The sequence below is a fragment of the uncultured Acinetobacter sp. genome (assembly GCF_947624825.1).
Classification (GTDB): domain Bacteria; phylum Pseudomonadota; class Gammaproteobacteria; order Pseudomonadales; family Moraxellaceae; genus Acinetobacter.
The window spans coordinates 30,478-52,708 of sequence record NZ_CANQLZ010000015.1 but is presented as its reverse complement, the minus strand read 5'-3'; the positions used below and the strand labels follow the sequence as shown (position 1 = coordinate 52,708).

17 protein-coding genes are annotated in these 22,231 nt (G+C 37.7%); 6 read left to right on the top strand and 11 right to left on the bottom strand.

Annotated features, from left to right (window positions below):
* Positions 1-17 precede the first annotated feature (17 nt).
* Entirely contained in the window at positions 18-398 is a 381-nt protein-coding gene (locus Q0017_RS05265; protein WP_298143731.1) for a hypothetical protein, read from the bottom strand.
* Between the two features lie 85 nt (positions 399-483).
* Here Q0017_RS05265 and Q0017_RS05260 point away from each other — a divergent pair, with 85 nt between their 5' ends.
* Complete coding sequence (locus Q0017_RS05260; RefSeq protein WP_004894668.1) at positions 484-693, top strand: helix-turn-helix domain-containing protein; 210 nt, start codon at positions 484-486, stop codon at positions 691-693.
* On the opposite strand, the gene Q0017_RS05255 is transcribed toward Q0017_RS05260, so the two are convergent.
* From Q0017_RS05255 to Q0017_RS05240, 4 genes are read right to left on the bottom strand one after another with little or no spacing between them, the layout of a single operon-like run.
* Complete coding sequence (locus Q0017_RS05255; RefSeq protein WP_298143727.1) at positions 682-1,119, bottom strand: hypothetical protein; 438 nt, start codon at positions 1,117-1,119, stop codon at positions 682-684. The genes Q0017_RS05260 and Q0017_RS05255 overlap by 12 nt on opposite strands.
* Position 1,120: 1 nt before the next feature.
* Positions 1,121-3,445, bottom strand: coding sequence for a hypothetical protein (locus Q0017_RS05250; protein ID WP_298143724.1), 2,325 nt, complete (start codon positions 3,443-3,445; stop codon positions 1,121-1,123).
* Entirely contained in the window at positions 3,435-5,015 is a 1,581-nt protein-coding gene (locus tag Q0017_RS05245; RefSeq protein WP_298143721.1) for a site-specific integrase, read from the bottom strand. Before Q0017_RS05245 ends, Q0017_RS05250 begins: the two co-directional genes overlap by 11 nt.
* Before the next feature lie 11 nt (positions 5,016-5,026).
* Complete coding sequence (locus Q0017_RS05240; RefSeq protein WP_298143719.1) at positions 5,027-6,373, bottom strand: site-specific integrase; 1,347 nt, start codon at positions 6,371-6,373, stop codon at positions 5,027-5,029.
* Between the two features lie 248 nt (positions 6,374-6,621).
* Here Q0017_RS05240 and Q0017_RS05235 point away from each other — a divergent pair, with 248 nt between their 5' ends.
* Positions 6,622-7,956, top strand: a complete 1,335-nt coding sequence (locus Q0017_RS05235) for an ISNCY family transposase (RefSeq protein ID WP_298143717.1) — start codon at positions 6,622-6,624, stop codon at positions 7,954-7,956.
* 474 nt (positions 7,957-8,430) lie between these two features.
* Complete coding sequence (locus tag Q0017_RS05230) at positions 8,431-8,667, top strand: VF530 family protein (protein WP_298143715.1); 237 nt, start codon at positions 8,431-8,433, stop codon at positions 8,665-8,667.
* Positions 8,668-9,086: 419 nt separating this feature from the next.
* On the opposite strand, the gene Q0017_RS05225 is transcribed toward Q0017_RS05230, so the two are convergent.
* From Q0017_RS05225 to Q0017_RS05215, 3 genes are all read right to left on the bottom strand, one after another.
* Entirely contained in the window at positions 9,087-10,487 is a 1,401-nt protein-coding gene (locus Q0017_RS05225; protein WP_298143712.1) for an amino acid permease, read from the bottom strand.
* Positions 10,488-10,569: 82 nt separating this feature from the next.
* Complete coding sequence (locus Q0017_RS05220) at positions 10,570-12,105, bottom strand: CoA-acylating methylmalonate-semialdehyde dehydrogenase (protein WP_298143708.1); 1,536 nt, start codon at positions 12,103-12,105, stop codon at positions 10,570-10,572.
* Between the two features lie 13 nt (positions 12,106-12,118).
* Positions 12,119-13,474 carry an aspartate aminotransferase family protein gene (locus Q0017_RS05215; RefSeq protein WP_298143705.1) on the bottom strand — a complete coding sequence of 452 codons (1,356 nt, stop codon included), beginning with the start codon at positions 13,472-13,474 and terminating at the stop codon, positions 12,119-12,121.
* 103 nt (positions 13,475-13,577) lie between these two features.
* Here Q0017_RS05215 and Q0017_RS05210 point away from each other — a divergent pair, with 103 nt between their 5' ends.
* A complete protein-coding gene (locus Q0017_RS05210) occupies positions 13,578-14,504 on the top strand; it encodes a LysR family transcriptional regulator (protein WP_298143702.1) in 927 nt (308 codons plus the stop codon).
* 273 nt (positions 14,505-14,777) lie between these two features.
* Here Q0017_RS05210 and Q0017_RS05205 read toward each other — a convergent pair whose 3' ends face one another.
* Both Q0017_RS05205 and Q0017_RS05200 read right to left on the bottom strand, forming a co-directional pair.
* Positions 14,778-15,689, bottom strand: coding sequence for a bestrophin family protein (locus Q0017_RS05205; RefSeq protein WP_298143699.1), 912 nt, complete (start codon positions 15,687-15,689; stop codon positions 14,778-14,780).
* Between the two features lie 67 nt (positions 15,690-15,756).
* Positions 15,757-17,481: a metallophosphoesterase gene (locus tag Q0017_RS05200; protein WP_298143696.1), complete on the bottom strand. Its 1,725-nt coding sequence runs from the start codon at positions 17,479-17,481 to the stop codon at positions 15,757-15,759.
* Positions 17,482-18,023: 542 nt separating this feature from the next.
* On the opposite strand from Q0017_RS05200, the gene Q0017_RS05195 reads away from it, so the two are divergent.
* Positions 18,024-19,577 carry an esterase-like activity of phytase family protein gene (locus Q0017_RS05195; RefSeq protein WP_298143693.1) on the top strand — a complete coding sequence of 518 codons (1,554 nt, stop codon included), beginning with the start codon at positions 18,024-18,026 and terminating at the stop codon, positions 19,575-19,577.
* Positions 19,578-19,644: 67 nt separating this feature from the next.
* The gene (locus tag Q0017_RS05190; RefSeq protein ID WP_298143690.1) at positions 19,645-20,526 is read left to right on the top strand and encodes a hypothetical protein; all 882 of its coding nucleotides are present in this window, start codon (positions 19,645-19,647) and stop codon (positions 20,524-20,526) included.
* A 265-nt stretch (positions 20,527-20,791) separates the two neighbouring features.
* Here Q0017_RS05190 and Q0017_RS05185 read toward each other — a convergent pair whose 3' ends face one another.
* A complete protein-coding gene (locus Q0017_RS05185) occupies positions 20,792-22,225 on the bottom strand; it encodes an NAD-dependent succinate-semialdehyde dehydrogenase (protein WP_298143687.1) in 1,434 nt (477 codons plus the stop codon).
* Positions 22,226-22,231 lie beyond the last annotated feature (6 nt).

Here is a 22,231-nt window from a genome sequence, read left to right as displayed (position 1 = left end):
TTTGTGTGTAGGCTTCTTCATTTGAAAATTATATCGCTGAAAAAGCCTTTACAGATAGGTTTGTGCAACAAAGCCCTCTCAAACTCTTCTTTTTTCAAATTTAGTTCTTGAAGGGTAGATGTTGACTCAATGCAAAACTGTGATCGTAAATCATGCAAATTTTCAGCTTCAGTATAGGTTGTTTGTCCATATCTACTTTTTGCAACATCAACCGTTAAATAGCCATCTTTAACTAATCGAAGTATTAGCCGATAAACACTTTGATAGTTAACATTACTATCCACTACTTTCAAAAGTTTAACTTTATTCCAAAAATCTACAGTTTGCCATGACTCAATATTGTAGCTACAGAATACTCGTGAAAGTTCTTTAAACATTGGTAAATTTTGAATTTCCATATTCATCGCTCAAATAATGAGGATTATAGTCCGTGGATTAAAACCCTTCAATTCCTGATAGTTCTTGTATTTACCGTTGTCACCTATGAATCAAGAACTAGCTCTGTCGATTGGCTCTAACATAAGGGAAACTCGAAAAACTAAATCTATTAGCCAAGAACAATTAGCCTTATTAACAACGATTGATCGTAGCTATTTGGGGCGAATTGAAAGAGGGGAAGTCAGCATTACTGTTGAAAAACTCTATCAAATCTCACAAACACTCAATGTTGATCCTAAAATATTACTCCCGTGATAAATATTTTTTGAGAAGGTGAGGAGCTAGTAGATGGTCTATCTTCAAATTGGTTCGTAACTTTACCTCTTCTATAATATCTATAAGTGTTTCAGTATTCTGATGAAGCTGTGACTCCAAATCATCAATTTGTGTGCGTAGATTTTTATTGGTATCCGTAAGAGCTTGTCTTGTCTTTTTATTCACATAAAGTTGCTGTTCTTTTGTCTTTAGATTTAGTGGAGAAATCTGCTCAGATACATACAGGGATATGAGCTTCTTTCGTTCAGCAGAACTCAAAGTACTTAGCCCACCTGATATGTACCCCTTAGCTGTTAGACGACTATGAAGAGCTTTGTGCGAAATAGGGGATTTTTCAAAACCTTCAATCAACATCATTTGCAATTCTTGTTCGATGACTTCATTTAATTGTTTACCACGTAACATATTAGGCTTCCTTAGTCTCAATTTTTTGCTGTTCTATAGCGAATAGTTCACTTAAGGTTGTTGGTAATTTAGTGATCGCATCGCCATAAGGAAAAATGGGAATAGGTGTTAAGCTATTTTGTCTATCAAGTGCTTTAGTTTTTAAATCATTCAAATAAAGTAATTTTTGACGTAACTCATCAAGCATTTCGCTATAAGATAAATCATGGATTACGATTTGCTCTATATGTGCAAACTCATCTAGCAACTTATTCAAAGTGTGTTGTAGTACTTTTAATTCACCTTTACGGCCAGTTAAAGCAAAGTTTCCACATTGACCACCTGATTGGCAAGCAAGACGTTTAGGGCAATCATGTACAGCCACTTCACGTATACAACCACCAAAAGGCAAGGGATGTAAACAAGCATGGCGTTGGACCAAGGAGTCTGCTAATGAATTATTTTCTTTAACCAATTCATTAAATGACTCTGCGATATCTTGAAAATATTCATCAAAGAAAGATTCCTTTACATAACTCGCCACTTCATTTTTCGAGTCAAAGGTTTGTAAATTCATCTTTAAATTATTTTCTAGATCCAATTTTTCTGAAAAGTACATTAATCCATCATATTTAATAGAATCAATTGGATAGCTTGGCTTTAATTCTTGTTTATCATTTTCATAAAGTGCCAATTCATGTTTTTCTAGCAAACTAGCTGTGACTTTACGTTGTTTTAACGCCAAGTGTTGATAATACTGGTTTTGCTTAATGTCTACACGCCCCATGAGCATTGCTTGTAGATGTTCAGCTAGTCCACTTAAAGCAAGGAAAGTATTAATATTATGGCGTGGGATATGGCTTGTTAGTTTTGAATGCTCTTTTTCATTCTCAAGTAAATTATATTTTTCAAAAACAGACTTACTTAAAGAATTTCCAAAAAAGCTATTTATTAACATTCCATTTAGAGGAATGATGTTTGTTTTATTGATGAAAGCTCTTTGTAGAGTTGCAGATCTAAACTCATGAATAAAAAGTAATTCTTCATAAGCAATTTTTTCAGTTTTTCCTTCATAATTAAAAACATGATCTATAGGGTATTCGGAGTCATAATTAGCTAATCCTTTAATAAAAGTATTAATATCATGTTTTAAATAATATTTTTCGATACATTGATTAGATTTTATCTCCTTGAAGATAGATACATTTTTTAGAGTTTTAATAACTACTTCACGCTGTCCAGCTCGGCCTCTATATGTATATTTAACCCCAAAAACAGTTCCAATCAGATCATCTATTTCCACATAATCTTGATCAATATCATCAATTGATTTTGGTAAAAAATCTGAACAATTTTTTGACCTGATATAATACAGATGCTCTCTATATTCTTGGGTGAGACCTAATACTGACTGAAATATTGTCTCAACTAAATTTGCAGATAAAGGCTCAACCCAGTGGATTCTAAAGCCCGCTCCTTTCGCACCATGGTATTGAATTCCCAATGTGTATTGCTTGATACCATCTAAAGTTAGATGCTCTTTGCTTACTGGATCAAGTATAGGTTGCTTTTTTAATGCATCTGTTTTTAAAAGTATTGCTTCCGTTGAACGTAAACCCGTGACTATGAGTAATAATAAAAGATTCAGAACAATCTTTTCACCATTCGTTTCGCACAAACCAATTAAGGACACAATATTGATAAATGTCCGAATAGAAATCAGCTTCTCTTTATCTAGATCATCTTCATCAAGTTCTAATTGATCTATTAAAGCTTTTGTTTTCTTGGCATTTGGGGTTCTATTCTGGCGATTTATATAGAGGTATTTTTGAGAAAATTCTAAAGGTAGTTCAGTAAAACCGTAATAATTTAACATCTCTTGTAATCTAAGGTATGTACCAGCATGATCAGGAAGATTTGTTTTACTCGAATTTTCTGCCAAAATTTCAAAAGACTTATTTAATATTAATGTAGATAAATAGCAGGGATGTATGCTCTCGATTTTTTCAGAATATAGAGCACTATACCAACGCTTCAGGATTAAAAATTCTGCATATAGTTTTTGAGGTGATGCTTTGGAATTAGATTTACGATAACTAAGAATAAGTACAGATTTAATAAACTCTTGAAAAATAGGATCAATAGTATTGTTTTCGATACCTTTCAATTTTTTAATAGTGCCAAAAGTGAAATGTGTTTTACCACTTCTAGATAACAGCCAACCAGATCCTATCGTACCACCATACCAAGATGAATCGTCCCAATTCCATTTAAAATTAGACTGTAAATTCTGATTAAAGTAATTTTTTTGTTCGTCAATAAAAGCATTATATTTTTCAATGTTCATGAATGTCATCCTTCTGTAATGCACAACGAGCTATTACAGATTCAATTTCGAATTTAGTTGACTCATGTACTCGAATCAATGGATTTCTAGATACCCCAATTCCATCTGATAGCTTAATAAGATCATTGATTTCACATTGTATGCTTTCTAAAACATGATTATGGTTAGCATCTATAAAAGGATGAAAGTACATGCAACCATAGCAATTGCGAACTGGTTGAAATAAACATTTGTCTTCGTAGGAGCACCCACCAATATCATAATGAATTTTGCTACCAATATTTCCTAGTACTTTTTTCTGAAGCCAATCTTTCTTATAAAAAAGCCTTCCAGTCAGGAGCATAGCGATCATTTGTTTATACAGAGAATTTTTACCAAGTGCTTGCGCTCTAATTTGAGCAAGTTCAGGGGTAGAGAAAATATAATGTCTAGCAGTTACAACAGAAGAATGACCTAAGATATAAGCAATCTCTTCAGCAGAAGACCCTGCCATAGCCAAACTATAACCAACGTGATGTCTAAAATCTGAAAAGGAGTACTTTTGCCTTATTATTTCACCTGAAAGAACCGCTTTTCTATAGATTTCAGGAGAAAAATCAAATAATTGTGTATTAATAGCTTTCAAACAAAAATGTGCTGAATATGCCCCCATCTGAAATAGTTTATCTTTAGGATTTAATTTAAATCTTTCGATATAAGCCTGAATAATCTCAGCGACTTCTTCTGGCAGTTTTATTGCTATTTTTTCATGTACATAACGTGCTTGTTTTGCATATGGGATTAGTATGCTGTATCGATGGAATTGATCTGTCGTACGAGTAGTATCTATTTTTATGTCTTCAGCGGATAGTTTAGCTAACTGCACAGGCCTAAGACCAGTTACATAAATCAATCCAAGTATGGAAGAATAGAGTAGGGTTTGATTATCAATGTCTTTATTTGAGTTCACTATATTGTGATTTAGCTTTGAAAACCCCTGTTGAATCATTGTGATAATAGGGTAATCGATCAGATCTTCGTACTGTTGATAATATAATTTTGAATTAAAGGCCTTAGGGCGTTCAAGGAATTCCAATTCGTATTCTTGATTAATATCAAAACCATGAAAGCCCTCTAAAAACAATAATTTAACTAAAAATTTTAAATTGTAGAAATATGTATGATTGTTAATTTTTGCTAGATTAAGGAGTACGGATTTTAAATTATGAAAGTTGAGTGTTAATTGATTTCTTTTTAAAAATTTAATCGCATATATAAAAGCGTGAAATATAACATCAAGTGAAGATGGTGTATTAGTTTGAATAAAATTTGCCAAAAAATATTTCACTAATTTTATTTCAAACGACAATAGCTTAGAAAAATTCAGCTGAATCCGTTCTCCTGAGTAAGTAAAAGCCCAAACTTCATTAGATGTTTGAATAAACTTACTATCAAACTTATCTGCTCTATGAAACTTAATGATTGTTGGTAAATGCAAAGATTCTATGAGACTAAGATCAGCATCATGGAAAATAATAAATTCACTGGAGCTATCATCATTTTTTTCAAAATCCAGATTAAGTTGAGGCATATTCTTATCATTCATAATTTAACACTGGAATCAATTATCCGAGCCAAGTTCATAAAATTAGCACGTTCTACAATAAAACGTTTACCGTAATATATGGGCATTGCACTTGTAGGAGACCAACCACCTAAGGCTCTTAGATCATCCTGTGCTTTTAGCAGAGCATCACTTACACTTTGTGTTAGATCAGAGTAACTAACATTTTCTTTCTTATACTTCTCAAAAGAAAAGCTTAACATCATATAAGCCCAAGAATGTCTACATACGTGTGGAGTTAGGCGTTCTATTGAATCATAAGCTGAAGTATCAAAACACTCAGGCAACAATGATTTTAATGAGAAATCTACCTGATCAAATATTTTTTTAACACTGGCATAACTTAAAGCAGAGTAGGGAGGTTTTAAAGATGTAAATAAGATTTGTGAAGGAATTTCTTTTCGGATCTCATTTATATAAATTTGAATAATTCTATAGTCTCGTTCCTGTAGTTTTATTACTCGGTACGAATATTCATTTTTGATTTTTGGCTTTTTCGATCGTTCATCGAACTCATCATCTGTATTTGTAATAATTAAGCTAAAATTATGATTCTGAATTGATTTTTTAATGGAATTAGTTGTTAGTAGCATAAGTTCACCAATTCTAAGACCATAGTTAAGCATGAGATGTATGATCAGAAAATTCCTGAGTTGCACACTTTTAGATCTAAAAGGATTTAATTCATTGCATCTATTAGATTTGCTCGGTGAAATAACTGAATACAATCCTTTAATCATTTCCTGATTCATACTCTTAAAATTATAATTTATTTCACTTTTAATTGTTTTATTAGCTTTTGAAAAATTATTTATAATTTTTTTCTTTATTGTCATATATTTATTTAAGTTTTCTTTAATTTTTTGAATTTCCTTCAACGTGAGTTGCGGCTGTGATTGGATGCTTAAGTATTCATCAATCAAAAAATTGTAAAACTTTAGAAAGGATCTAATTCTATGGCCAATTGTTGTGTAATTGGTATGGTCTGTATGTCTTAGCCGGATAAGATTACTTTCAATTTTTTTATTATTTTCTAAGTAGACAATAAAATTATCAATTTCACTTTGGATGATCTCAAAGTTATAGGATGTCGAGTAGAACGACTCACAAAAAGATGTCGAAAACTTTTCAAACCAAAATTCATACCAAAATTTTATTGCGATTAAATCTGCATGCTGAGTAGAGATACTTTGAAATCTAAGAAATTTCATGGTGTACAGCATAGGGTACAAACATGGACATGATGAATCCAGATCAAACAAAAGAATTATTTGATTTTCGTTTGAAACTTTCTTTTCCAAATGAATTGTTTTTAAAGCAAACATAGTAAAGTTTATGAAGTATTCTTGAGGTCAACATATCATATTTTACAAATGAAATTGAAATTATTTAAGTTATTGAATTTTCGTTTAATAAAAGAAGATATGAAGTTATTATCAGGTATAAGTCATTTAACATAATATTCATTATACGAAATCTACCTGTTAGAACCCATTTAAAGTGTCTATATCCTCACCAATAAAAATGTCTAGTTTATGATGGTTTGACCATCATGGACTGGATATGAATATAGATGCTGATCACTATGTCTGACAAAGAAATTCAACGTATTGCTGTCCTGCAAGATGTTCGAGATCAACGTATTACTCAAGTCCGTGCTGCAGAAATACTTAATCTTTCAACACGTCAAATTACGCGTTTGTTATGCAAGTTTAATCAAGATGGTATTTCAGGTTTAGTTCATGCAAGTCGTGGCCAACCTGGTCATCGTCGCCATGATGACGTCATGAAATCTAAGTGCCTTTCCATCATTTCTGAACACCTCCTTGGTTTTGGTCCCACATTAGCCCATGAAAAGCTAGCCAGTATGTTTGATCTACATATTCCTGTAGAAACAGTTCGTCGTTGGATGACCGCCAATGACCTATGGATTCCACGTGCTAAACGCCAGAAACGTCCATATCAACCACGCTATAACCGTGACTGTTTCGGTGAATTGATCCAAATTGATGGTTCATATCATGATTGGTTTGAAGGGCGAGCTGCAAAGTGTTGTTTATTGGTTTATATCGATGATGCGACAGGAAAATTGTTGCACTTGCGGTTCTGTGAAGCAGAAACGACCTTTGATTATATGCTTTCAACGAGAGCTTATATTGAACAATACGGTAAGCCTGTAGCATTTTACAGTGATAAACACTCTGTCTTTAGGGTGAATCAGAAATCAAGCCAAAATAGCCAAATAACGCAATTTGGACGCATTTTGAATGAATTAAATATCGATATTATCTTTGCCAACTCACCTCAAGCAAAAGGACGTGTAGAACGTGCGAATCGAACGCTTCAGGATCGTTTGATTAAAGAGATGCGTTTAGAAAACATCAGCTCAATTGAGGAAGCAAATGCTTGGTTGCCCTGCTTTATTGAACAATTCAATCAGAAGTTTGGCAAATGTGCTAGAAATTCAAAAAACTTACATCGCCCATTAACAGAGTCTCAATCTGAACTTGACGATATTTTTACTTGGCAAGAGCCTCGTAAAGTGACCAAAAGCTTAACGATTACCTATGACAAATGTGTTTATATCCTTGAAGCGAATGAATTTAATCAAAAGCTAATTGGACAATATATTTCATTTTTAGAATATCCAGATGGCACTGTGGCGATCATGCATGAAGGTCGTAAAATTAATTACCGAATATTTAATAAACTGGCTGAACTTCAACAAAATGAAGTTGTTGAGAATAAACGATTAGGTGCTGTACTTGAGCATATCAAACAGCAGCATGAAGAATTAGAAAAGCAAAATAAGCGTTCACGTCTGAAGAAAAGTATGCCGAGTCGTAGAGCTCAAAAGGCCATCATTGAACAAAGAAAGTTGAATCCTGTACTTGACTCTTGCAGTTAAAAACACGACATTTTAAATGGTTTTTCGCATAGACATTTTAATTGGTGAATAACACTACCTGTAAACCCAAAATAGAAATGTCCGCTTTTAAAGAATGCATTTTTGCGGTTTTATTAGCGGACGGCTTAATATGTTGGTGTATATAGCGGAAAATCGAAATCGCTTCATAAGTTTTTCAGTTACTAGATTATCTTTTAAACGATATGTTCATGTCTTAGTATAAGACCGGTTTTTAATTTTTTTCTTGTGATCGCCCAAGTACATTTTTGTTCAGTAGTTCGAAATTGCCGCAATGTCATTTTACCGAATAAATATTGTGCATATACATCAATGAGAATTTGTTAACGGTCAAATAGCTGATTTTCCTTTTTCATAATAGCTCCCATCGAGTTAATCATATTTAAATCCTAATCCTCTGATTTTATAAATTGCTCAGGTTATAATACTCACCTCCCAAAATATAGTTGATCTGTTATGAACACTTCCAATGACCCATTGCACGGTAAAAAACTTGCTGATATTTTGGATGAATTGTTGGATTATTACGGTGGCTTTGAAGGCTTAAGCCGTAAAATTGAAATTCGATGTTTTTGTATAGATCCAAGTGTTAAATCGTCATTACGCTTCTTACGTACCACACCATGGGCACGCGAAAAAGTAGAAAACTTATATTTATATGTCTTACGCCAAAAAGCTAAACAACAATCTTAGATTGGCTTTCACCCTGTTTAGATTTATAGTTTCACTTTGATTGCCAATTAGTTTGATTATTTTTGCAAAATTTCTGGTGCTGAATACATTGGTTTTTATCAAGAAATATTCAGCACATATCTTATCAAAAATCATGATCACAGCCAAAAGCTAAGGTTTTTATAAAATAGGCTCAAGCTAGGGATGTAAATCTATTTTATTGATGCCCGAACAATACTTTGGATTGTTTATGGTAATAATTAAAAATGGCTCAAATGTAGGTTGCATTCATATAAGTGATAATATTTTTGAACATTTAGAAAATAGCTAACTTTTTCAAAGATATAGGATATTAATTCAATACTAGGGTAATGAATCTAATGTAGCTCATATATATAAAAAAAAGCGCTCTTTTTAGCGCCTTTTTTATGTAAATGATTTTAAGGTTGTTTAGCAATAGGTTCTAAAGCTACATGTTGAGAACGTCGTTGACGTTTTCGGGTCACAATAATCCCTAAAATCACCACCACACTGGTAATACCAAGCGATAACATCGTTTCATAACTATATTGTGGTGAAAAGAACATATAACCCAGTACACTTAAAATCACAATAATCACAAACCAAGTGAGCCATGGGAAAAGCCACATTTTAAATGGCACTTCAATGTTATTGGCAATGTAATAACGACGTAGGCGTAATTGTGAAATCGCAATCACGAGATAAACAAGTAATGCAATTGCACCTGTTGTAGAGAGTAAGAAACCAAACACTTGTCCTGGAAATAGATAGTTGGCTAAACATGTAATTAGACCAATGACAGTTGAAGCAAGTACAGCAATACGTGGCACACCATGTTGGGTTAGCTTAGTCATGATTTTTGGTGCATCGCCGCGTGTGCCCAAAGAAAATAGCATACGTGATGAGGTGAATAATGCAGCATTCATACAACTTGCTACTGCAATAAACACCACACTATCAATAATTAACTTGGTGCCGGGTACATTTAAGGTCATCAACACATATTGGAAAGTCCCGTATTGCTGTAATAAAGGTGAACGCCAGTCAATTAAAGACACCGCTAAGAAAATGGACACCACAAAAAATAAGATGATGCGATAAAGAACCAAATTGGTGGCTTTTTGGATTTTCTCTTGTGGGTTTTTCGCTTCAGCCGCAGCAATAGATAAAATTTCTACCCCAAAGAATGAAAATGCTGTAATCAATACTGCACCCAATACGCTGCCCAAACCATTTGGCATAAAGCCTTCGTTTTGGATTAAGTTGGCAACACCGCTCACCTCAGGGGCTAAAGGCCAAAAGCCAAGCACTGCCATGAGTGCAACAGCAATAAAGCCAACAATTGCAACGACTTTAATTAATGCAAACCAAAATTCAAATTCACCAAAATTTTTCACACTAAAGAAATTGGCAATACTTAAGATGACTACAAAAGCAAAGGCAAACAGCCATGCAGGCACCATGGGGAACCAAGAGCTTAAGATGGCGGCACCAGCAATTGCTTCAATAGGAATCACTAAGACCCAAAACCACCAATACAGCCAACCAATACTAAAGCCCGCCCATGGCCCAATGGCTTTGCGGGCATAGGTGGAAAAAGAACCTGTATCGGGTTGCATCACTGCCATCTCCCCAAGCATACGCATGACGAGAAAGACTAAAATACTGGTTAAGATATAAGAAACTACCACCGCAGGACCAGCTTTGGCAATTGCAGCGGAAGATCCAACAAATAGGCCAGCGCCAATGACGCCGCCAATGCTAATCATCATGATATGACGATTACTCAGCCCTTCAGGCAGTTTGGTTGGTGTTTCCATAGGGGAATCGTCCTTTATTGTTGTTATAACATCACAAAGTTCTCAATAAAAAACAGGGAAATTCAATATTTCCCTGTGAGGTTTAGTTTAAAGTTGGCATAGAAAATTGTTTGGCTTCACGTACATTTGCCGCCGGCCAACGTTGCGTGATGGTTTTACGACGTGTGTAAAAACGTACGCCATCTGGACCATAGGCATATAAGTCACCAAACAGGGAGCGTTTCCAGCCACCGAAGCTATGATACGCCACAGGCACAGGTAATGGTACATTAATTCCAACCATACCCACTTGAATATGATGACTAAAGTAGCGTGCTGCTTCACCATCACGGGTATAAATACAAGTACCGTTGCCGTATTCATGTTCATTAATGAGTTGCATAGCATCTTGCATGGTGCTTACACGTACAATCTGTAAAACTGGACCAAAAATTTCCTCTTGGTAGCTTTGCATATCTGGCGTGACTTGATCAATTAAGGTGGGTCCAACAAAAAATCCTTGCTCATACCCGCTCGGTGCAGCGCCACGACCATCCACGACAATTTTGGCACCCTGCTCTTCGGCACTTTGAATATAGCCTTCTACTTTGGCTTTATGTGCAGCACTAATCACAGGACCAAAATCATTACTGGTATCTGCGTAGTGGCCATATTTGAGTTTTTTGATTTCGGCTTGTAATTTTTCAATGACCAAGTCAGCAATTTCATCGCCGACTGCCACTGCAACCGACAGCGCCATACAACGCTCACCTGATGAACCAAATGCTGCGCCTAGCAGTGAACTGACCACATTGTCGACATCTGCATCGGGTAAAATAATGGCATGATTTTTAGCACCACCAAGTGCTTGGCAGCGTTTGCCATGCGCCGTGGCAGTAGCATAAATGTATTCAGCAATCGGGGTTGAACCTACAAAACTCACCGCTTGGATAAGTCGATCATGTAATAAGGTATCAACGGCTTCTTTATCCCCATTGACGACGTTAAATACACCATCGGGTAATCCCGCTTTTTTAAGTAATTCAGCCAAGAATAAACTGGTTGATGGATCTTTTTCCGAAGGCTTTAAAATGAAGGTGTTGCCACATACCAATGCCATAGGGAACATCCACAAAGGCACCATAGCAGGAAAGTTAAATGGGGTAATTCCAGCCACTACACCTAAGGGCTGAAAGTCACTCCAAGAATCAATATCTGGACCCACATTTTTACTATATTCACCTTTTAATAATTCAGGTGCACCACAGGCATACTCGACATTTTCAATACCACGTTGCAACTCACCTGCTGCATCATGCAAAATTTTGCCGTGCTCTTGACCAATTAACTGGCAAATATCTGCACTGTGCTGCTCAAGCAATTCTTTAAACTTAAACATGACACGCGCACGCTTAATTACGGGAGTATCACGCCATGCCGGAAAAGCAGCCTGTGCCACAGCAATCGCATGTTCTACGGTTTGCGTATCTGCGAGTGCCACTTGTTTGGTGATTTCACCGGTCGCAGGGTTATAAATATTTTGCGTACGTTCAGTCTGATACGTCAACTGACCTGCAATAAAGTGACCGACTAAGCCAGTTGCATTTGGTGCTTGATTAAATTTTTCGTTAAAGTTCATGATTTTATTTTCCTTAAGCACTGCATGCCGTTTTTGTTGTTTCTAATTGATATAAAGTGTCGCCTACAGCATTCACTAGGCGTTGTAAATCCTGTGCTTTGGCATTAAACATTGGACCAAATTGCAAGGTGTCTGCGCCAAAGCGGACATAAAAACCTGCTTGCCAAAGTTTAAGACCTGCCTCAAAAGGTCGAATTGCAGCATCGCCATGACGTGGTGCCAACTGTACCGTGCCAATCAAACCGCAATTACGAATGTCAATCACATGTGGTGTGCCTTTTAAGCTGTGCAATAGGCGCTCAAATTCAGGTGCAAGCTCAGCTGCACTTTCAATCGCTTGTTGCTCTTCTAAGGCTTGAATGGTGGCTAAACCCGCCGCACATGCCACCGGATGTGCTGAATAGGTATAACCGTGTCCAAATTCAACCATATGTTCAGGCAAATCTTGCTGCATAAAGGTTTGATAAATCTCGCGACTTGCCACCACGCCACCTAAAGGAATTGCACCATTGGTGACTTGTTTAGCAAAATTTAAAATATCAGGCGTTACACCAAAATACTCAGCACCCGTCCAAGTGCCTAAGCGACCAAAACCGGTAATCACCTCATCAAAAATGAGTAAGATATTGTGCTGATCACAAATTTCACGTAGACGTTTTAAATAACCAACCGGTGGTGCAATACACCCTGCTGAACCCGCCACCGGCTCCACAATTAATGCGGCAATATTAGATGCATCATGCAGCTCAATCAGCTTGAGCATCTCATTAGCAAGTTCTATGCCACCCGTTTGGGCACAGCCCTTTTGAAACTGTAAATGTGACTGTAAAGTATGCGGCAGATGATCGGCATCGAGTAACTGACCAAAAGTTTTGCGGTTACCCCCAATGCCACCTACACTGGTACCGCCAACATTCACGCCGTGATAGCCACGTGCTCGGCCAATCAATTTGGTTTTGCTTGGTAAACCTTTAGCACGCCAGTAGGCACGCGCCATTTTCAAAGATGTATCTGCAGATTCTGAGCCTGAATTGGTAAAAAACACATGTTCTAGACCAGCGGGCATCTTTTCAACGATTTTTTCTGCTAACTTAAAAGACCATGGATGGGCAAATTGGAATGCCGGAGCATAGTCAAGCTGCGAAAGTTGTTTGGCGACTGCTTGTTGAATCTCAGGGACACAATGACCTAAACCACAGGTCCATAAACCAGACAACGAGTCATAGACTTGGCGTCCGTGTTGATCCTGCAAATAATGCCCTTGGGCAGATAAAATAAAGCGTGGATCACGTTGAAACTGACGATTTGCTGAAAATGGCATCCAATGTGCTTGGTAATTGAGGTTGTCTAAATTATTGATATTGTTCATATGCATCGCTTTATTGTTGAAGTTATAGCTTGAGTGTAGAGCGCTTATGCAACGAGATAAATTTAGATTCACTCAACTTTAGATATAAAAAAGCTCAACTAAAATGAAAGCCAATAAATTACAGCAAATCACTGATTTTGATTTAAAATTACTAAAAATTTTTAAAACGGTTGCCGAGTGTCGCAGCTTTACTACAGCAGAGAGTGTCTTAGGGATTAGCCGATCTGCCATTAGTTTACATATGACCGATCTTGAAAATCGAATCGGTTTACGCCTATGTCAGCGTGGTCGTGCCGGTTTTTCTTTGACCGAAGAAGGACAAGAAATCTTACTCTATTTGGAAGACTTAAACCGCGCGGTTGAAGATTTTCGTTATAAAATCAACCACATGCATAAAAAACTCAAAGGTGAGCTACATTTAGGGTTAATTAATAATTTGGTCACTATGCATCATGATTTAATTACAGAAAGTTTGGCACATTTAAGTGAAGAACATCCTGATGTCTGTCTAAACTTAAGTATGAGTACGCTTTGTGATATTGAATGTAAGGTGCTTGATCAACGCTTACACTTAGGTGCAGTGCCTTTAGTCACACCGCTTTCAGGGCTAGATTACACTCCACTGTATGCCGAAGATTCATATTTATATTGCGCCAAAAATCATCCACTGGCACAGCAAAAAGACTTAAATTTAAATGATTTGGCTCATTGGGCTGCCGTGAGACCAAACTATGCCATGCCGGAACGCGCTGTACGCTTACACCAACATTTAAATTGCACCGCAACGGCAACTGACCGTGAAGGCATTGCTTTTTTAATTTTAAGTGGCAAATATTTAGGCTTTTTACCGAATCACTATGCGAAGAAATGGCAAGACGATGGTTTGATTTGCGCTATTTTGCCTAAAAAAATGCATTACACCACTGAAATTTGTATGATCACGCGTAAAGGCTGCCGACCTAATTTAATCGTAGAGCAGTTTTTTTTACATTTACGTAGCTTACAACAGCGTAAGCAACAAGCATCTTAAAATTAAAGATGCTGTGCCTCGTTGGTTATATCTAAAAAATAGACTTGATGAACGCTAAGACGATATATGCACTATGAGTGCATATTCCACTAAAAAAATCTATGCATTGGCACAGTTATAGTGCCAATTGGATTTTACACGACCTTTAAAAGATCACCTTTCAATTAATTTTTTCTTCTTTAGTTGAGTTTTTCGTAAATTTATTTTGTATAAGCAATTTTAAATTTCATATAATACTTAGGCTATTTTTTGGTCGGAATTTGGTGTTATGTTTTAGGTTAAATTATCGCGCTGTGCTGTAATGGCAGCAGGAATAGCATCACCTAAAGCGGTACGCATTTCACGCTCAACCAAACGTACAATGGAATCTAAAGCCAAATCATTGTCTTGTCGTCCAAAGGGCTCTTCTAATTCTGCACTTAAAGCATCTAAACCTAACACCAAATACGCAATCATTGCGACCAAAAGCGGTGTCCATAGTCCTAAACTTTGACTTAAACTAAAGGGCAAGATTAAGCAAAATACATACACGGCGCGATGTAACAACACCGAATAAGCAAAAGGCAATGGTGTACTGGCAATCCGGTCACAACCGGCTTGAATATTGCCCAGCTGCACAATATGTTGGGTTAAGCCTTGATAGACAATATCTGAGATGTTTCTATTTTTAAGTTGATGGACCAAATCTGCCTGAATTTTCTCTAAAACCCATTGTGCGGCATTTAGATGGCTTGGCAAAGCCTCAAACTCAGCCTGATTCAAGTTGACATGATCAGTATAGCTTGAAAAATCTTGGTGCTCACGGCGCAAACGATCGCGCAGTAAGTGACTAAATAGCATAACACGATACATCAGCACACGCCGTGCCGGTGCATCTAATACTTGGCTATCACGACTGATATGACGTGAATGGGCAATTAAAGCCCCCCAAAGTTTACGCCCTTCCCACCAACGCTCATAACTGGCATTGTTCCGAAAACTTAAAAAGATCGATAAAATTACCCCAAAAATGGTAAACCCAATGGCAGGGACTTGAGGAAAATGAATCAAATGCTGCTGACTAAAATACAAAAGTAAGGTCGAAATGAGTACCACACAGAGCAAAGCTCCTAAGACTTTGGGTAAAATGGTGCCTGACCATGCAAACAGTAAACTAAGACTATTATTTTTATCGCGAACAATCATAACGGGAGAGATAAGTTGAATATCTCTCCACCTTATGAAGTTTTATATGAATATTCAAGCCATCAGCTTAAGATTTTGGCTGCACCTGAACTTTCACCACATGATCATAAATTTCTGTTTTAAACTCGCCCGTGGCTTTGCCCAAAGCATCGGTCACAGGTAGTGAATAACGTGGTTCAAACACCACTTGATATTGACCCATTGTAGTGGGTTCAACTTTAACATGTAAGAAGCCATAATGTTTGCCGCCTGCCACTAAACGCTGACCTTGCCAAACTTCATCAGCATCACCATGTGCGCTCCAATGCGTGGCTTGAGCTGCCTCAGGCAATAACTCAAAAGGCACATAAGTGGTCGTTGGTACATAACCCGGTCCACGTAAGCCATCTCCTGCAATCCCGACATCCCAATAATGGATACCATCTAATGTCACGGTTTCGAGTAACTCATTGTGTCCTGAGAACACTGCCGTCACGCCATAATCACGTAATAAAGGATGATAGACACGCATAGGTAAGCCGGATTGGCTATCTTCATTATTAACAATACCAGCATTGCCCGACACTAAGCTATGCACACCTGTGCCATAAGCCATATGATGCCATTGCACAAAAATAATCTGGCCTTGCGCACGTGCATCAGCCAATTGACGCTCAGCCCAACGCCATTGTTCTGAACCTTCATTAAAGTCAGGTACCTGTGCCTCGGCACCATTTAAGCCTAAATTGGTGTCTTTACTTGCATCGCTGTCATCGCCGTTGGATGAATCTAAATGAATAAAAGTCACCGGCCCATAATCAACACGGTAATAACGCTCTTGATGACGTGGGTCGCGGGCTTGGTTATCTGGTAATTCAAAATAGCTTTCCCATTTATCATAAGCACGGCGTACGGCGGCAGCACTATAACCACCAGCATTTGGATGCCAATAATTTTCATGGTTACCTAACACAGGTAAAATAGGCGTAGAAGACGCCATATTGCCCCACTCGCCTGCAGCATGTCGCCAAAATTCATCCCAATCGAGTTGACGACCACCCTTTTCTACCAAGTCTCCGGCAATCAACCATAAACGCGGCGATAAACTTGCCGCATATTTTAAAGTTTGTTGATAGCCTTGAGTTTGATCTACTAAATACTGACGCTGATAGGTATTTGGGTCACTGGCCAACTTCCAACCACCTGAGGCTTTGGCATTTGCAGCCCAAGCAACTGTTTTTTGAGTAGATTCAGGTTCTGTTTCCATATCTGCCATCACCACAAAATTAATTGGCGTGGCAGATGAGGTCTGAGGTGCTGTAGTAAAGCTCGACACAAATGGCTCAGGTTGGTCACTGCCCACTTGATACGTATATTGTGTATTGGCAGTTAAACCTGTGATACGGATACGATGCTGATACGGTAAACTTGGGGCTTGACCTTTGGCAACATGGGCAAAAATCTGACCAAAATTTTTCTCGCCATGAATATAGGCAAGCTCCCCATCAGAATAATCTAAATTTTTAGCCAATACCGGTTGGCTCTTAAATGTGCCGACGCCCTCAACCGTGACCGTCACTGGCTGATCATCTTCACTTAACCATAAAATACTCATGGCATCATGAGTTGGGTTTTGTAAATAAGGATAAACGCGATACTGGGTTTGTGCTGCCAGTGGTGGCTGCTCCACTTGAGGCAGTGTTTCAACTTGAGGAGTGGTGACCTGTGCCTTATCATTGTCATTACAGCCAACTAAGGTGGTGAATAACGCCAACATGATGCTACTAGAGAGAATTTTGTGGGGAGTACGCATGAAATGACATCCTGATCTTGAATGTCCGTCACACTAAAGTGTAGCAATGTCATCAAGATGACAAAGCTATGACCGTTTTATGAAGTCCCTAAAAACACATCCAACTTTAAGTAACTTTAAAAACACACACATTGTTTAGTTTTTATTAAATACAAATCATCTCTCTTGCCTATATCCCCGAGAATATATTCAACAATCAAACCAAAATGTAAAACATTGATTAAAAATATTAAACAATTGCAATGATGATCACAGATGCGATTTAAGCAACACACCATACACACTTATAAGCTATGTAAGATTTTGCTTAGCTACATACAATTCAAAGTATTGAGTATTCATCATGAAGCAGCCAACACAACCTTTAAATATAATTTTGGCACTGCTTTAGAAAATGAAAGCTATGTTGAACAATTAAGAGGATACTTAAACCCAAATGCTTATCTAAGATTTTAATATCCTGAATGATTTATATTTTTTCACATAAATGTCATTTTTGCTTCCTACCATACAGCCTTACTTTATAACAATGCTTATTAACAATGAAAAAAACACCAATCACTTTAGCTTTACTCGCTTCAACACTTTTCTTAACCGCATGCGGTGATGATGGGGACAATGGTCAAAATGGATTAAATAGCTTGATTCAACAGACGCCTTTAGTACTTGGTAATGCTGATTGCTGGAGTGCTGGCACACGTATTGAAAGTGGTTTGGACCAAAATCAAAATGGTCTGTTAGAGAGCAATGAAGTCCAACAAAGTTCACTCCAATGTGGTCCCAACCTATTTGCCCAAGGTGTTGCATTACCTTACCAAAATTTAACCAGCTTTCAAGCCAACGGAACCACGATTGCAAGTGCATTTACCCTGCGACAAGGTGGCTTTGGCTCTGATGTTGCGGCACATCCGACCAACAATAAACAATTTTACGCCATCACAGATCGTGGTCCGAATGCTGACTATAACGATGGCGTGAATGGAGCCGGTAAGATTTTCCCAATGCCTGACTATGTACCTAAAATTGGATTATTTGAGGCACAAGAGGATGGCTCAATCAACATGATCAAAACCATTTTATTAAAAGATCGTGATGGACAGAATATTAGTGGCTTGCCTAATACGGCTGCACTCGGTGGTACAGGCGAAACCCCTTACGATATTCATGGCAAGGTCATTGCTCAAGATTCATCAAAACCGTATGACCCAACCACCAATCCAATCAAACTTGACGATTATGGTTTGGACTCTGAAGGTTTGGCGGCATTAAATGATGGGACATTTTGGGTGAGTGATGAATATGGTCCTCACATGGTGCACTATGATGCCAGTGGAAAAGAAATTGGTCGTATTAATCCTTTTGTGAATGATCTGCGCAATACATTCACTTTACCGCAAGAATTCAGTCATCGCCGTGCCAACCGTGGTATGGAAGGTTTAACCATTACCCCTGATCAAAAAACCTTAGTTGGGATTATGCAATCAACTATGGATTTGCCAAGCAAAGCTGTGAATAGATCAACCTTAACACGTATTGTGACCATCAATCTTGAAACAGGCAAAGTTGCTCAATATCTGTATCGTCAAGAAATTGATGCAAACTCAAACTCAGCGATTATTGCGATTAATGATCACGAATTTTTAGTGTTAGAACGTGATGGCAAATTCATTAAAAATGATCCCAATATCATGAAACATGTTTATCGTATTAACTTAAAAGACGCGACCAATTTGGAAGATATGGCAACTCAAGGGGATCTTGTGCAAGACCCTCAACTTGGTTTAACCATTCAAGGTGAAACCCTAGAGCAGTATTTCATCAATCAGGATAAAAAATGGGAAGCATTACAAGCGCTCAATATTCAGCCTGTAAGTAAGACATTGGTGTTGGATATGGGTAAACGTGTCGGTTATGCACATGACAAAATGGAAGGTTTATGGTTGATTAACCGACAAACACTTGGGATTTTGAATGATGACGATATGGGGCTTTGGACCACCAACGGTTTAGAACAAAAATATTTGGATAATGTGCGCATGCGCGTCGATACCCCAACTTTATATATTGCTGATCAGTTAAATCTTTTTAACCCATAACCATACATAAAGCCCAAAAGCTAAAACTTTTGGGCTTCTTAACTTCAATCTTGATCTAGAGTGAAAAATGAAAATAAAAACTTTGACCTTGATGACATTTTTGGCACTGACAGTTCTACCATCGCTCAGTTATGCATCTCCAAAAGTCACCTCTCGTGAATATAAAGTATTCTTAGATCCCATACATTTTAGTTATGGCAATGAAGCAAGTAACATAAATCGCTATTTTTCAGCAGCGAAAAATGCGATTGAAAATAGCATCACTCGCAATGTCACTGGTGCCATGAGCTTTGATACACAACGAGAAATCCGCTTTTACGATACTCAAGGAAGCTGTACGTTAAAGAATATGGGATACAGCTTCAGAGAACGTATTGAAAATGGTAAAAAAGAAGTCACTTTAAAATATCGTGGATATGACCATTATATTACTGACTTTAAAGATTTGACCAGCAATGTATCGGGTGCGAAAACAAAACTAGAAGATGATATTACTCGTAAAGATAATTTAGGTTTTGTTGTCGTCTCAAGCAAGTCCACAACCGTTCCAACGTCACGAAGCATAAATGATTTTGAGGATATCAACACTCTATTTGCAGGGTTTAAGAATGATTATGACCTGAGTAATAATCGAGCCCTTAACCAAGTCAGTGGTTTAACCATCTATGAACGTAAATATGCTGGTGCAACGATTGATTTAGGCGAATTCGATGCCGATTTAGAATTAAGCTTGTGGTATACCCAAATGCCTTACGCCAATCTAAACCCTGTTATAGCCGAAATTTCGTTTAAATATTCAGATCAGAATGCAAATTTCACACAAAAAGTGGTTAATCGTGCTGCTTTAAGCTTTGGTGCTTTAAAAGGTTTAGCACAATATAATGCACCAACTTCAACAGCAACAAAAACTCAGTTTGTGTACCAATATCAAGCAAATTTTTGCAATTAAGTTTTCCCTCATTTGAGAAGGTGTAGGTTAATTCACGTATTTATGAGTGACTGTTATCTTCAGAAAACACAATGATGTACTGAATGTAGATGTGATTTTTCATAGTTTGGAAAACTTAGACAGCATTTAAGCAGATTGACTAAAAAGCATCTTTCCTGACCCGTGGGCATTAAATACTGATTAATTGCTCGATGATAGCTTCAAATATAGCAGCCAATTTTAGATAAAAAAGACGCCTCTATGGGCGTCTTTTAATTGAATACAATTAACGTGCTGCAACAGTCACCAAACGCGTATCAAAGTAAGCATTAATCGCTTCACTTCCACCTTCAGTGCCATAGCCTGAATCTTTAAGACCACCAAATGGCAATTCTGGAAAACCTAAACCAACATGATTAATGGTGAGCATACCACTTTGAATATCACGACCTAAATCTAAACACACTTTATTGCTACGACTATACGCATAAGCTGCTAAGCCAAAGCTTAAACGATTGGCTTCTGCTACAGCCTCACTATAGCTATCAAATGGACGGCATAACACCAATGGACCAAATGGCTCTTTGTCCATGCAATCTGCTTCAAAAGGCACATCTTTAAGAACTGTAGGCTGCATAAAGTAGCCCTTGCCTTCTAGTGCATGACCACCACAGACCAATTTTGCACCCTTGTCTAAGGCATTTCGAATGAGCTTTTGAATATTGGCATAACCACGTGCATGGATCATTGGGCCGACATCAACCCCGTCATCCAAACCACTCCCCACTTTAAGCGCTTCGACCTGTTGCTTAATTTTTTCAACCACTTGGTCGTAAACTTCACGTTCAATTAAAAAGCGAGTCGGTGCAATACACACCTGACCTGCATTTCTAAATTTTGAAGCCAGCATTTCGCTCACCGCAACATCTAAATCTGCATCTTTAAAAATTAATACTGGTGCATGCCCACCAAGTTCCATGGTGGCTTTTTTCATATGTTGACCTGCAAGTGCTGCAAGTTGCTTGCCTACAGGTGTTGAGCCTGTAAAAGAAATTTTACCGACCACTGGGTGCGGAATTAAATAAGCTGAGATTTCCGCAGGTTCACCATAGACCAAATTGACGACCCCTTTGGGTACACCTGCGTCATGAAATGCTTGAATTAACTGTGCAGGTGAAGCAGGTGTTTCTTCTGGTCCTTTAATAATAATAGAACAACCCGCTGCGAGTGCTGCTGACATTTTACGTACAATTTGGTTAATTGGGAAATTCCATGGGGTAAAGGCTGCCACCACACCAACAGGTGTTTTTACAGTATAGCTATGCACATCTTGCTGACGTGATGGAATCACTTGACCATAACTACGCACAGCTTCACCAGCAAACCACTCAATCACATCTGCTGCACTAAGCGTTTCAATCTTGGCTTGTTTAAGCGGTTTGCCTTGTTCAAGTGTCATAATGCGGGCAATATCATTGGCACGTTCACGCAGCAAATGTGCTGCTTTTTTCATAATTTTGGCACGTTCAGCAGCAGCTGTGGCTTTCCAGACTTCAAAACCTTGCGCTGCTGCTTGCAATGCTTGATCTAAATCGGCAATTTGGGCTTTAGCAACACGTCCAATTTCTTGTTCTGTGGCTGGGTTAATCACAGCCAAGCTATCACCAGATTGAGCGTCTTGCCATTGACCATTAATATAAAGTTGGGTATTTGGGTACATCGTTAA

Coding starts and splice junctions, on each gene's coding strand:
- Q0017_RS05205 (WP_298143699.1), bottom strand. CDS start 15,689: ATGATTGTTCGCGATAAAAATAATAGTCTTAGTTTACTGTTTGCATGG.
- Q0017_RS05250 (WP_298143724.1), bottom strand. CDS start 3,445: ATGAACATTGAAAAATATAATGCTTTTATTGACGAACAAAAAAATTAC.
- Q0017_RS05185 (WP_298143687.1), bottom strand. CDS start 22,225: ATGTACCCAAATACCCAACTTTATATTAATGGTCAATGGCAAGACGCT.
- Q0017_RS05245 (WP_298143721.1), bottom strand. CDS start 5,015: ATGCCTCAACTTAATCTGGATTTTGAAAAAAATGATGATAGCTCCAGT.
- Q0017_RS05235 (WP_298143717.1), top strand. CDS start 6,622: ATGCTGATCACTATGTCTGACAAAGAAATTCAACGTATTGCTGTCCTG.
- Q0017_RS05220 (WP_298143708.1), bottom strand. CDS start 12,105: ATGAACTTTAACGAAAAATTTAATCAAGCACCAAATGCAACTGGCTTA.
- Q0017_RS05210 (WP_298143702.1), top strand. CDS start 13,578: ATGAAAGCCAATAAATTACAGCAAATCACTGATTTTGATTTAAAATTA.
- Q0017_RS05190 (WP_298143690.1), top strand. CDS start 19,645: ATGAAAATAAAAACTTTGACCTTGATGACATTTTTGGCACTGACAGTT.
- Q0017_RS05200 (WP_298143696.1), bottom strand. CDS start 17,481: ATGCGTACTCCCCACAAAATTCTCTCTAGTAGCATCATGTTGGCGTTA.
- Q0017_RS05265 (WP_298143731.1), bottom strand. CDS start 398: ATGGAAATTCAAAATTTACCAATGTTTAAAGAACTTTCACGAGTATTC.
- Q0017_RS05240 (WP_298143719.1), bottom strand. CDS start 6,373: ATGTTTGCTTTAAAAACAATTCATTTGGAAAAGAAAGTTTCAAACGAA.
- Q0017_RS05260 (WP_004894668.1), top strand. CDS start 484: ATGAATCAAGAACTAGCTCTGTCGATTGGCTCTAACATAAGGGAAACT.
- Q0017_RS05225 (WP_298143712.1), bottom strand. CDS start 10,487: ATGGAAACACCAACCAAACTGCCTGAAGGGCTGAGTAATCGTCATATC.
- Q0017_RS05195 (WP_298143693.1), top strand. CDS start 18,024: ATGAAAAAAACACCAATCACTTTAGCTTTACTCGCTTCAACACTTTTC.
- Q0017_RS05215 (WP_298143705.1), bottom strand. CDS start 13,474: ATGAACAATATCAATAATTTAGACAACCTCAATTACCAAGCACATTGG.
- Q0017_RS05255 (WP_298143727.1), bottom strand. CDS start 1,119: ATGTTACGTGGTAAACAATTAAATGAAGTCATCGAACAAGAATTGCAA.
- Q0017_RS05230 (WP_298143715.1), top strand. CDS start 8,431: ATGAACACTTCCAATGACCCATTGCACGGTAAAAAACTTGCTGATATT.